We start from the raw sequence: 12922 nt of genomic DNA, 5'->3' as shown, positions 1-12922 counted from the left end.
CGCACGCCCGCGACGTGGCCGGCAGCCACACGCCGACGGACGCTGCTCGCACAGGAGAGTCCATGAAGAAGTGGTGGTCCCTGTCCCTGATCGCCTTCTCGCTCGCCGTCCTCGCCCTCTCGCTCTCGCCGCGCGCGGCCCGCGCCGCCGACGCCGAGTCCGAGAAGCTCGCTTCGCTCGGCAAAGCGCTCCGATACACGCTGAAGACCACCGGGCCAGCCTCCACGATCGACACCGGGGGCGCGGCGATCCTCATCAAGGCGCCCCTGCCGGCCGTCCGGAAGATCGTCACCTCCTACGGTAGCTACAAGTCGTTCATCACCTCCTTCGACCAGAGCCGCGTGCTCGCGAAGCGCAAGGGCACGAGCGAGGTCTATCTCCAGGTGCCTATCCTGAACGGCGCCGCGCACATCTGGACCGTCGCCGACATGTCGCCGCCCACGAAGGACGGCGCCGACGAGGTGATCTCCGGGCGCCACAAGCGCGGCAATGTCGCCGACTTCCGCGCCCGGTGGCGGCTCCGCGCGGTCGACGAGCACCACACGATCCTGAAGCTCGAGCTCTTCGTGGACCCGAAGCTCCCCTTCCCGCCCTCGGCCGTCACCACGCAGCTCGCCCGGGCGGCCGACAAGGCGGTGACCGCCGTGCGGAACCGCGCGCAGGCCGAGGCGCCCGCCAGCGCGCAGCCGAGCACCACCGCCGCTGCCGATCCCGGCGCACCGCCCAGCGCCGCCCCGACCGCGACCGCCTCGAGCGCACCCGCGACCGCCTCGGGCAGCGCCGCCCCGGCCGCGCAAGCCAGCGAACAGGGCCGTACGAATGCGGCTCCGGCCCCGTCCGAGGTCGCGTCCGAGATGCCGCCGGCCGAGGACGACAGCGTGCGTCGCCACAAGGACATGGCGCGCCGGTAACTATCCCCTCCATCGGTTGGGCGTCTCCCGACCGAGCGACCCAGCCAACCTCCCCCTCAGCCGCTGTCGAGATCGCCCGCGACGCGCATCGTGAAGCGCTGTCGCGGCCGGCAGCCGCCGCGGACCGCCGAGCCTGTTGATAACCGGAGAGCGCCCCGGGCGTGCCCTCTTGCCGCCCGGCCGCTTGCAATTCCGCAGGATTACGGGCGATCGCCGCCCGGTCCGCCCGCGGTTCCCAACGGGCTTTTCAACATGCCTTCCGATCTTCCCACAAGAATTCCCACATTCCGCGGGAGTTTTTCAACAACCCACGCGCCCGGCGGAGGTTGCGAGGGGACGGATGCATGAAGTAAAGGCTCTGCGGTGAGGTATCCCTTGCCGGACGAGCATCCAGGCGCACCGGCGCGCTCCCAGCGTCCTGCCGCGCCGGGCGCCCGCGCTTCCCAGGAGCGGCGACTGGCCGTCTCGTGGCGGTGATCAGGACATCGCTCCTCATCGTCCCGACCGAGCGGCACGTCGAGCGTGAGCTCGCCGCCCTCGACCCGCGCGCCGCGGGCCAGGAAGTGCGCTCTCGGTGGAGCTTCGTGTCCGAGGCGCTCGCCCTGCTGGTGCCGGACGTCGCCGTCGCGAGCCCGCAGGCGACCCGCCTGGCGACCCGGCTCGCCCTCGACGCGCTGCCGCCGGACCGGCTCCGACAGCCGGCCGAGCCCGCCGCGCGCGTCGCGCTCGCGCACGCCCTGGACCGCGCCCTCGGGAGCTTCCGGCGCGCCGGGACGTCCCCGGCAGACCTGCGGGCGCTCGGCACGGGGTACGCGGTCGCCATCGCCGAGGTCCTCGAGCGGGCAGACGCGGCCCTGCGGGCGGCGCGCCTCGTGGACCCGCGCGGCGCAGGGTTCCTGCTCGGCCGGGCGCTCCGGTCCGCGGGCGCGGCGGGCGCGCTGCCGCTGCCGCGCAAGGTCACGATCCGCGGCGCCGTCGGCTGGGAGCCCGACGATCTCGCCTGGGTCGAGGCGCTCCACGCCGCCGTCCGCGCCTCGGGCGGCGCGGGCGTGACGGTCGAGCTGCCCGCGCTGCAGGGCGACGGCGCGGCGGCGGTCGCCGACGTCCTGGAGCGGCGCTGGGCCTCGCTCGACGACGCGCCGGAGATCGCGTGGGTGCCCGACCGGGAGGCGGAGCCGCTCGCCGCGATCGGCGCGAAGACCGCGGAGGGCGAGGCGCGCGCCGCCGCCGCCGAGGTGGCCGCCGCGCTCGGGCGCGGGGTGCCGCCCGAGCGCATCGCCGTGGTCGTGCCCGCGCTCGACGACGCCGCGCTCGAGCCGCTCCGGGCCGCGCTGGCCGACGCGGGCGTCCGCTTCTCGGAGCCGCGCGGCCGCGCCGCGGCGAGCTGCCCCGACGGGCGCGTCGCGCTCGCGATCCTCCGCCTCGCCGTGGGCCCGGTGCGCCGCGAGCAGGCGATCGAGATCCTCCGCGCGCCCGGGGTCCACGCCGGCGCCTGGGTGGACCGCGCGTCCGCCGCCGAGGCAGAGAAGCGCTCGGCCGACCTCGCCCACCGGCTGCGCGACGTGCCCGTCGAGGTGGATCGCACGGGCCGCCTGCTCATCGAGAGCCTCATCTCGGTCGTGGCCGCACGCCGCGCGGACCGCCGCGCGGGGCCGCCGCGGGCCGCCGGGCGCGACGCGCGGCTCGAGGAGGCGGAGCTCGATCTGGGCCTTTCGACGCTGCGCCGCGCGGGCGACGCGCTCGGCGACGACGACGAGGCGTGGATGCCGCACGCGCTCGAGCGGCTGCTCGCGAGCGCCCGCTGGATCGGCGAGGCGACGACGCGGCCCGAGATCGTGCGGCGCTTCGTGTCGCTCCTCGACAAGCTGAGCTTCGGGGAGCCCGGCGTCGAGGAGCTCCGCGCGGCGCTGCGCGGGGAGCGGCGGAGCGGCGGCGCGATCGCGCTCGAGGCGATCGGCGCGATGGGCCAGAGCGCGCGGGCCGCGCGCGCGATCCGCGAGCAGGCCGAGGCGCTCGCGCGGGCGGCGCGCGATCTCGGCTGCGAGGACCGCGCCGCCACCGCGGCGGAGGTCTACGCGGAGCTCGAGCGGGCCGCCGCCGAGCAGGGCGCGGGGCCGCGCGGCGACGCGGGCCGCGCCGGCGCGGTGCGCGTCGACGTCGCCGCCGGGCTCGCGGCGCTCGAGCACGACGTCGTGGTGGTGACCGGGCTCGACGCGCGCGCCTACGGCGGCAGCCCCGGGGCGGACGAGACCCTGCTCGGCGAGGCGCTCCGCGCGAGGCTGCCGGCGCCGATCCGCCCCGCGTCGGGGCGCGAGCGCCAGGCGGCCCAGCGCGCGGAGCTCGGCTGGGCGCTCGCCGGCGCGCGCAGCGTCGCCGTCTGCTTCACGCGCGGGGACGACAGCGAGCCGAACGAGCCGCACCCGGTCTTCGCGGCGGCCGTCGCGGCGGGCGCTCCCCAGCGGACGGAGCCGGCCTCGCGCGTGGCGCCGGACGCGGCGGCGCTCGGGCCGCGCGACGCGGAGCTCATCGCCCTCGCGGGCGGCGGGCGGCCGGCGCCGGACATCGCCGAGCGGGTCCGGATCGAGCGCGCCCGCGCGGACTTCTTCCTGGATCCGCGGGCGCCGATCGATCGCTACACGGGGCGGGTCGTGCTCGACGAGGATCCAGCGCTCGGCGCGCAGCTCCGGGCGGCGATCGGGGGGGCGCACCCGGACCGGCCGATCGCGGTCACCCACATCGAGCGCGCCGTGGGCTGCGCGTTCGCGGGGTTCGCGCGCCGCGTGCTGCAGGTGCGCCGCGCGGAGGACCTCGCGGAGTCGGCCGACGCGCGGGAGCGCGGCACGCTGATCCACCGCGCGCTGCAGGCGTCGTTCGAGGCGCTGCGCGAGCTCGGCCCGGACCGCGATCCGGCCGAGCAGCTCGCGGCCGCGCGCGCGGCGGCGGAGGCGGCGCTCGGCGTGTCGGCGCCCATGGCGCCGCTCCGCCGCGAGGCGGTCGAGAAGGCGATCGCGGACGTGATGGAGGTCGTGGTGCGCGCCATCGACGGGGAGGAGTCGTCGCCGGAGCTCCGCTTCTTCCTGGCCGAGCGGCGGTTCGGCGCGGGGGAGCCGCCCCCCTGGCAGCCGCTCGAGCTGCCGCCGTCGGACGACGACGAGGAGGGCGCGCCCAGCCTGTGGGTCGACGGCCAGATCGACCGGATCGACCGGTCGACGGACCAGCGCGTGGTGCGGGTGGTCGACTACAAGACCGGCAAGCTCCCCGACGCGAAGGAGCGGCGGCGGGCGCTCCAGCTGCCGCTGTACAGCGCCATCGCGGCGCGCGCGCTGGGCGCGGAGGAGGTGCGCGCGGTCTACATCGGCGTGCGGCAGCGCGGGCTCATCGAGGTGTGGCCGGGCAAGGTCGACGAGCAGCGCGCGCTCGCCGAGGGCTGGGCCGAGGCCGGGCGCGCGGCGCGGGCGGCGGTCGTCGCGCTCTGGCAGGGCAAGGCCGCGCCGCGGCCGGTGATGGCGACGATGTGCGCGCGCTGCGACGCGCGCGACGTGTGCCGGCGCCCCGCGGTCGTGCCGACGGACGAGGCGGCGGAGGAGGTCGCGTGAGCGCGGCGCCGCGCGGGGCGGAGCTCGCCGAGGGCGACGCGCTCATCTACGCGTTCCGCCGCAATGTCGTGGTCGCCGCGAGCGCCGGCACCGGCAAGACCCACCGCCTCACGGCGCTCTACGTGCTGCTCACGCTCGGCCTCACCTCCGTCGGCCAGGCCGACGCCGCGACCGCCGCGCCGCCGGTGCCGCCGGACCGCATCGTGGCGACGACGTTCTCGCGCGCGGCGGCGCGCGAGATCGCCCACCGCATCGAGCGGTCGCTCCGGGAGATCGCCCGCTGGGACGGCGCGTCGAGCATCCCCTTCGCCGACATCCTCCGCGCGCGGCAGGCGGCCGTCGCCGGTCCGCCCGGCGCTGGCGGCGGCGCGGCGCTCTCGCTCTCCGAGCTGCGCAAGCGCGCGGAGGACGCGCTCGCCCGCCTCCCGGCGGCGCGCATCGACACGCTCCACGGCGTCGCCAAGCAGATCGTCGACCGGCACGCGATCGCGATGGGGCTCTCGCCATCCGCCCGGATCCTCGACGAGGAGGAGGCGCAGGCGCTGAGCGACCTCGCGGTCGACGAGGCGCTGAGCCGGGCGTTCGCCGAGGGGGGCGAGCGCGCCGAGGCCGCGCGCGCGCTCGTCGCCGCGACGGGCGGCGTGGAGGGCGCGCGGAGCGAGGTCACGCGGCTGCTCGACCGGCTCGACGAGGACGGCCTCGCTCCGCGCCGGCTCGCGGTGTCCGACCACGCCGCCGAGGCCCGCGCGCTCGCGCGGGAGCTGCGCCGCCTCGCGGTCGAGAGCGCCGCGCTCGGCGGCGCGGCGTTCCGCGAGCCGGCGGCGGCGCTCGCCGCGGCGCTCGGCCGCGAGGGCGACGGCGCGCCGTTCCCCGCGAGCGCGGCGAGCGCCCCGCTGATCGAGCTGCTCACGCAGCGCAAACCGCACAAGAGCAAGTGCACGCCGGCGGACGAGGCGCTGCTCGCCTTCCGGGAGGCGCTGCCGGGCGAGACGAACCGCGACAAGGCGCTGCAGCTCGTCGGCTTCCTCCGCGAGGCGCCGGCGCTGTCGCGCCGCGAGGCGCAGATCGTCGAGCTGCTGGAGGAGATCCGCGAGCGGCTCGCGGCCATCCGCCGCACCGAGGGCGGCCTCGGGTTCGGGGACCTGCTGCGCGCCGCCCGCGACGGCCTGCGCGACGATCCGGCGATCGGCGAGGCGGTCCGCGGGTCGGTCGACGTGCTGCTCGTCGACGAGTTCCAGGACACGAGCGCGGTGCAGCGCGATCTCGTGTACCTCCTGCGCGAGCGGGGCGACGCTGCGCTGGCGCGCCCGGCCGGCGTCGCCCCGACGGCGGCCGGCCTGTGGGGCCACGGGCTGTTCCTGGTCGGCGATCGCAAGCAGTCGATCTACGGGTTCCGCGGGGCGGACGTGTCGATCTTCTGCCGCGTCTGCGCGGAGCTCGCGGGCGCCGCCGCGGGCCGCGCGCTCGAGCTCTCGCCCTCGCTGTGGTCGCCCGAGCCGAGCGCCGACTTCGTCGCGCTCCGCGAGAGCCGCCGGTCGACGCCCGAGCTGCTCGCGTTCATCAACGCGTTCTCGGCGCGCGATTTCGCCCAGGATCGCGCCCCCGGGGCGGGCGACGGCGGCGCGGGCGCGCCGCGCGAGTTCGAGATCGCCTACAGCGCGGCGGAGCACCTCGTCGCGGCGCCGGGCGGGGCCACGCGCGAGCCGACGCAGGTCGTGCTCGTCGACGACGACGGCAGCGCCCCGGACGGGGTCGACGCCCTCGTGCGGGACGCGCGGGGGCAGCTGCGCGAGGCGCTGATCGCGGCCGCGTACATCGCGCGGCGCGTCCGCGGCGCGGGCGCCGGCGGCGGGGCGGCGGAGGGCACCGGCGGCGATCTGCGCTTCCGCGACGTCGCCGTGCTCGCCCGGCGCCGGAGCACCATCCCGCTCGTCGAGCTCGCCCTCGCGCGCCTCGAGATCCCGTACGTGGTGGCGGGCCGGGCGCTCTTCGACGCGCCGGAGGTGCGCGACGTGGCCGCGATCCTCCGCCTGCTGCTCGATCCGCGCGATCGCCTGGCGCTCGCGACGGTCCTCCGCGGCCCGGCGGTGGCGCTCTCCGACACGGCGCTCGCGGTCCTCGCGCCGCCGGGCCGCGGGCTCACCGTCCCGCTGCTCGGCCGCTGGTCGAGCGCCGGGCTGGCGCCGGGGGGCCCGGAGGACGAGGGGCCCGGCGGCGCGCGCCCCCCCGCCGCGCTCGCGCGGCTCTCCCCGGCGGATCGCGAGCGGCTCGAGGCGTTCCGCGCCCGCTTCGCCGGCCTGCGCGGCGCGGCGCTCCGCTCGACGCCCGGCGAGGCGATCCGCGCCGCGATCGCCGCCTTCGATCTCGACCGCGTCCTCGCCGCGCTCCCCCGCGCCCAGGCCCGGCTCGGCAACGTCGACCGGCTGATCTCGATCGCCCGCCGCCGGGGTGGCTCGCTCGCGAGCTTCGTCCGCTGGCTCGAGCGCCGGATCCGCGACGAGGCGGACGAGCCCGAGGCCGCCGTCTTCTCGCCCGAGGACGACGCCGTGCGGCTCACGACGATCCACGCCAGCAAGGGGCTCGCTTTCCCGGCCGTGGTGCTCCTGGATCTCAACGCGGAGCCCCGCGCGGATCAGCCCGGCCTGAGCTACGTCCCCGCCGCGGGGGATCGCCCCGCCGCGCTGCTCGTGCGCCATCACGCGCGGCGCGTCGACCGGACGTCGCGGCTCGGGGCGCTCTACGACGTCGAGGCGTCGGCGCACGGGCCGTCGTTGCCCCTCAGCACGCCCGCGCTCCAGGCGGCGCGCGCCGAGGTGCGGGCGCGGGAGCGGGCCGAACGGCAGCGGCTCACGTACGTCGCGATCACCCGCGCCGAGCGCGAGCTGGTGCTCGTCGGCGCTTCGGCCAAGCCGCGGAGCGGCTCGGCGTGGCTCACGCTGAAGGGGCCGAGCGCCGAGGACGCCGCGCCGCTCGCCGGCGCGATCGGCGCGACGCTCGAGGCCCGCTCGCTCCTCGCGGAGGCCAGGCCGCCTGCGCCTGGCACCGACGCGTACGCGCGCGCCGCGCCGGTCCCCCGGGCCGGGCCGGCGGCGGGGCCTGCGCGGGCGCGGACCGTGCTGATCGCGGCCGCCTCGCTCGCGGCGTTCCAGGGGTGCGCGCGCCGCTTCCGGCTGCGGCACCTCCTCGGGATCGGCGAGCCCGCCGGCGAGGGCCAGCTCGGCCTGTTCGACGTCGAGGGCCCGCCGGAGCTGCCGGGCGAGGAGCGCGTCGAGCTCGAGGACGGCGCGGATCCTCGCCCGCCCGGCCGCGCCGCGCACCGGGTGCTCCAGCGCTGGCCGCGCGCGCGCTGGGGAGAGCCGACCGAGGCCGCGGACGTCGTCGCGCGGCTCGCCTTCGAGGGGCTCGCGCCCCACGGCCCGGACGCGCTGCGCACCGCCGAGGGCATCGCCCGCTTCCTGGGCGGGCCCTATGCGCGGCAGGCGCGCGGCGAGGAGGCGGCGCTCCTGCGGGAGGAGGCGCTCGTGCTCGACGTCGAGCCCCAGGGCGCCGGAGAGCGGCGCGGGGCGAGGCTCGCGCTGTCGCTCGCGATCGATCTGGTGGTCTTGCATCCGGGCGGGCTGGTCGACGTCATCGAGGTCAAGCGCGCGCGTCCCCGGGCGGATCTCGCGCCCTACGAGCTCCGCCTGCGGGCGTACGCGCTCGCGTTGCGGAGGCGCCACCCGGACCGCCCGATCCGCGCTGGCGTGCTGTTCCTCGGCGCCGAGCTGGAGCCCGTGTGGCTCAAGGGGTCGGGCCCGATGGGGGCGATCGCCGACGAGGAGCATGCGCGGTTCGAGCGCGAGCTCGCCCGGCTCGCCGAGCGCTTCTCCGAGGCGACGGCGGAGGGCCGCTTCGACGGCGTCCCGGTCGAGGCGTGCCGCAGGCTGCGCTGCGGGTTCGTGCGGGCGTGCCACGGCTAGCCTCCTCGCCGGGGCGCGGCGCCGCGCTCCCGGCCCAGGCCGCGCGGCTCACCAGTGCGCGGGGGCCTTGTCGCGGAACACGCCCCCTTGCGGGCCGCCGCTCGGCAGCAGCGCGAGCCACACCGGCGTCTCGGCCCCTTCTTCCACGGACCTCGGCGCGTGCGCGCCGCCCATGTCCGTGCGCACCCAGCCTGGGCACGCCGCGTTGCAGCGGATCTTGCGCCCGTCGCCCTCGAGCTCCCTCGCGAGGACGCCCGTGAGCGCGTTGAGCCCGATCTTCGACACCGCGTAGGCCGACGACGGCCACCCCTCTGCCGTGTGCCTCCCCGCGCTCACGTCGCTGACGAACTTGCGCATGAGCTGGACGAGCTCCTCGCGCGTCAGCGCTGCCTCCCCGAATTGCGCCTGGAGCGCCTCGGAGATGCTGCGTCGATCGCCGAGCCCGCTGGTCACCATGACGATCCGCCCCTCGGCCCGCATCAGCGGGAGGAGCTCGGTGGTCAGCCGGAGCGCCCCGAAGAAATTGACCTCGATGGTGTTGCGCGCGACCTCGGCGTTGAAGCCCTGCATCGCGATGCCCGCGTTGTTGACGACGATGTCGACCCCGCCGTGCTCGGCCGCGAGCGCGCGCGCGAGCTCCTCGACGCTCCGTTCCTCCGAAACGTCGAGGCGCCGCGGCTCCACGGAGATCCCCTGCTCCTTGAGCGCGGCCGCCGCCGCGTTCCCGCGGCCCTCGTCCCTGCTTCCGAGCACGACGTGGACCCCGCGGCGCGCGAGCTGCCGGCAAATCTCCAGCCCGATCCCCCGATTCCCGCCCGAAACCACCGCGATCCGCATCGGTCGAGTATACCGCCCCCCGCGAGCCCCGAAGCCCGTTCCCGGCGATCTCGACGAGCAGGCTCGACCCAAAACCGTAGGCCGCCGGCGAGGGTGTTCTCGGCGCGGGGCGGGGTGGGGGATGGGCCGATGTCTGAGCCTGAGAGTTGAGCCATCCGGCTTGCCGGATGGCTCAACTCTCAGGCGAGTTCGGCGGGGCCCCCACCCCGCCCCGCGCCGAGAACACCCTCGCCGGCGGCCGGGCGGCCACGGGCCTCTCGCTTACGCCCCCGCCTGCTCCTCGAGCTCGTCCGCCGACGCGCTCTGCGTCGACGCGCGCCGCGGCGGCTCCAGCACGAGCGGCAGGATCTCCTCCATCGACGACACCATCGTGATCTTGACCTGGTCCTTCACGTCCTGCGGCACATCCTCGAGATCCCGGCGGTTCTTCGCCGGGATGAGCACGTGCCGGATGCCGGCCCGGTGCGCCGCCAGGAGCTTCTCCTTGATGCCGCCGACCGGCATCACCCGCCCGCGCAGCGAGATCTCCCCCGTCATCGCGACGTCGCTGCGCACCGGCGCGCCGAGCAGCAGCGACGCCACCGCGGCGAACATCGTCACCCCGGCGCTCGGCCCGTCCTTCGGCGTGCCGTGCTGCGGGATGTGCACGTGCAGATCGATCTCCTTCAGCCACTCCGGATCGAGGTGCAGCCGATCGGCCTTGCTGCGCACGAAGCTCACCGCCGTGCTCGCCGACTCCTGCATCACGTTCCGCATGTTGCCGGTGAGCACCACGTTGCCCTTGCCCGGCATCTTCGTCGCCTCGATGAAGAGGATCTCGCCGCCCGCCGGCGTCCACGCGAGGCCGGTCGCCACCCCGGGCTGGAGCGTCCGCTCCGCGAGCTCGGGCCGGTGCTTGTGCGGGCCGAGCACCTGCTCCACGTGCTCGGGCGTCGCCACCTCGCGCACGTCGTGGCCCTCGGCGACCTTCACCGCCGTGGCGCGGCACACCGCCGCGATCTGCCGCTCCAGGCCGCGGACCCCCGCCTCGCGCGTGTAGTGGTCGACGACCGCCGCGATCCCCGGCTCCGTGAACTCCAGCCGCTCGTCCGTCAGCCCGTGCGCCGACAGCTGCTTCGGCACCAGGAACTCCCGCGCGATCCCGAGCTTGTCGGTCCGCGTGTAGCCGGGCACCTCGATGACCTCCATGCGGTCCACGAGCGGCCCCGGGATGCCGTCCCAGTTGTTCGCCGTCGCGAGGAACATCACCTGCGACAGATCGAACGGCAGATCGAGGTAGTGATCCTGGAAGGTCGAGTTCTGCTCGGGATCGAGCACCTCGAGGAGCGCCGCCGCCGGATCGCCGCGCAGGTCGACGCCCATCTTGTCGACCTCGTCGAGCACCAGCACCGGGTTCTTCGTCCCCGCCTTCTTGAGCGCCTGCAGGATGCGCCCGGGCAGCGCGCCGACGTACGTGCGCCGGTGCCCGCGGATCTCCGCCTCGTCGCGCACGCCGCCGAGCGCGATGCGCTCGTAGCGCCGGCCCATGCTGCGCGCGATCGACTTGCCGAGCGACGTCTTGCCGACGCCCGGCGGCCCGATGAAGAGCAGGATCGGCCCCTTCTTGTCCGAGCGGAGCTGCCGGATCGCCGAGTACTCGACGATCCGCTTCTTCACCTTCTCCAGCCCGAGGTGATCCTCGTCGAGGCAGCGCCGCACGCTCTCGACGCTGAGCTTGTCCACCGTCGTCTTGGACCACGGCAGATCCGCGATCCACTCGAGGTAGGTCTTGGTCACGTTGAACTCGGCCGACTGCTGCGCCATCGAGCGCAGCCGGCTGAGCTGCTTGCGCACGACCTTGTCGACCTCCGCCGGCACCTTGGCGCGGCGGATGCGCTCGCGGAGCTCCTCGATCTCGTCGTCGTCGCCGCCCTCGCCGAGCTCCTCCTTGATCGACTTCATCTGCTGCCGGAGGATGTACTCGCGCTGCGACTTGCCCATCTCCTCCTGCACCATCGAGGAGATCTCCTTCTTGACCCGCAGCACCTCGAGCTGCCGGCCGACCATCGCGAGCACGAGGCGGACGCGCGCCTTCACGTCGAACGCCTCGAGGATCTCCTGCTTGTCGCCGACCGAGGCCTGCGCCTGCGGGAAGTTCGAGGCGATGAGATCCGCGAGCGCGCCGGGCTCGCGCACGTTGTCGAGGATGCCGGCGGTGTCGCGCGGCAGGTTCGGCATGAGGCCGAGCACCTCGCGCGTCGCCTCGCGCAGGCCCGCGCCGAGCGCCTCGAGCTCCACGTCGCGCACGAGCGACTCCGGGATGCGCTCGATCCGCGCGCGCATGTACGGCTCGAGCGAGAACGCCGCCTTGACGCGGAAGCGGCCGAGCCCGTTCAGCACGACCGAGTAGTTGTTCGGGCCGAGCCGGATCACCTTCACGACGCGCGCGATGGTCCCGACGGAGTAGAGCTCCTTGAACGTCGGCTCGTCCACGTCCGGCGACCGCTGGCTGATCACGCCGACCAGCGCGCGCTCGCGGCCGAGGAGATCCTCGACGAGGCGCACGCTCCGCGGCCGGCCGACGTTGATCGGCACGACCGACATGGGGAACAGGACCGAGTTGCGGAGCGGGAGGATCGGGACGCTGTCGGCGTCGGGCGAGGGGGGCGTTCGCGAAGGAGGATCGCCGGTCGGCATGCCGACAACCCTAGTACAGCGCTCTTCTCGAAGCCATGAGCGGGCGCGCCGCTAGAAGTCCTTGATCTTCCAGACCCCGTGCTCGCGCGTGAAGGCGACCGTGCCGCCGGCGCCATAGGCCATCGAGGCGCTGTCCCCGGTCTCCTCGATGGTCGCGGTCGGCAGGGCCGCCTTGATCGCCTGGACGACCCGGTTGATCTGCTCCTTCTGCGGCCCCTCCCAGGCGGCCTTGAGCTTCTCGGGGGTGAGCTGCGCCGCGCCCGCCCCACCCCGCGCCGTCCCGGGCCGACCGCCCGGCTTCTGCGCTGCGTCAGCGCCCGCGCTCCCCGCCGCGCCGTCGGGCGCAGCGGGCTGTGCCGTGCCCTCGGCGCGCGGGGCGCCCGCCTCGCCGAGCGTGGCCGCCTCGCCGGCCGCACCGCCCGCCGGCTCCACGAGGCCCTCCTTCTCGGCGTCGGGAACGTAGCGCATGATGATGTCGTAGCGCCTCCGCTCGAACGCCCTCAGGAACCCCACGAGCGCCTGCCGGGGCGTCGCCTGGCCGTAGAGATCGACCGCCGCCGCGTCGAGCCGCCAGCGACCCCCCTCGAAGACGAGCAGGAGCTCCTCGCCGTTCGGCATGGTGACCGTCGCGGTCACCACCGGATCGGCCGCGGGCCGCGCGATGGCCCGGGCGATCTCGAGCGCGTCGTCCGGGTTGTCCCGGACCGCGCGCCGGAAGGCCTCGAGCGACATCGACCGCTTGGCCTCGTCCGAGAGCAGCCGGTAGGCGGCGTCGACGCGCCCCTCCTGGAGCGCCTGCGCGTAGGCCCGGAGCGTGTCGCTCGGGCCCTGCTGGGCGTAGCTCGATCCGCACGCGGGGAGCGCGAGGGTGAACAGGAGGAGGGCCGTGCGCTTCACCGGTCGGGCCATAGCACACGCGGCGCCGAGCGCGCAGGCGGCGCGC

The 12922-nt window shown here is 76.0% G+C and carries 6 protein-coding genes; 3 read left to right on the top strand and 3 right to left on the bottom strand.

The features are described from left to right. Nucleotides 1-62: 62 nt before the first annotated feature. From WMF33_RS17000 to WMF33_RS16990, 3 genes are all read left to right on the top strand, one after another. Nucleotides 63-911 (top strand): SRPBCC family protein, encoded by an 849-nt coding sequence (locus WMF33_RS17000; protein WP_437338112.1) that lies wholly within the window; start codon nt 63-65, stop codon nt 909-911. A 473-nt stretch (nt 912-1384) separates the two neighbouring features. Further along, nucleotides 1385-4507, top strand: a complete 3123-nt coding sequence (locus WMF33_RS16995) for a PD-(D/E)XK nuclease family protein (protein ID WP_437338111.1) — start codon at nt 1385-1387, stop codon at nt 4505-4507. Beyond that, complete coding sequence (locus tag WMF33_RS16990) at nt 4504-8466, top strand: UvrD-helicase domain-containing protein (protein ID WP_437338110.1); 3963 nt, start codon at nt 4504-4506, stop codon at nt 8464-8466. Before WMF33_RS16995 ends, WMF33_RS16990 begins: the two co-directional genes overlap by 4 nt. Nucleotides 8467-8514: 48 nt before the next feature. On the opposite strand, the gene WMF33_RS16985 is transcribed toward WMF33_RS16990, so the two are convergent. From WMF33_RS16985 to WMF33_RS16975, 3 genes are all read right to left on the bottom strand, one after another. Beyond that, the gene (locus WMF33_RS16985; protein ID WP_437338109.1) at nt 8515-9303 is read right to left on the bottom strand and encodes an SDR family oxidoreductase; all 789 of its coding nucleotides are present in this window, start codon (nt 9301-9303) and stop codon (nt 8515-8517) included. A gap of 261 nt (nt 9304-9564) precedes the next feature. Further along, nucleotides 9565-11979 carry an endopeptidase La gene (lon, locus tag WMF33_RS16980; RefSeq protein ID WP_020735422.1) on the bottom strand — a complete coding sequence of 805 codons (2415 nt, stop codon included), beginning with the start codon at nt 11977-11979 and terminating at the stop codon, nt 9565-9567. A 51-nt stretch (nt 11980-12030) separates the two neighbouring features. Continuing rightward, the gene (locus WMF33_RS16975) at nt 12031-12876 is read right to left on the bottom strand and encodes a hypothetical protein (protein WP_148313651.1); all 846 of its coding nucleotides are present in this window, start codon (nt 12874-12876) and stop codon (nt 12031-12033) included. Nucleotides 12877-12922 lie beyond the last annotated feature (46 nt).

It is taken from the genome of Sorangium sp. So ce394 (assembly GCF_051474665.1).
GTDB classification, from domain to species: Bacteria; Myxococcota_A; Polyangia; order Polyangiales; family Polyangiaceae; genus Sorangium; species Sorangium cellulosum_D.
The sequence above is the reverse complement of the archived record's forward strand: the minus strand, read 5'-3'. Positions and strand labels throughout refer to the sequence as shown.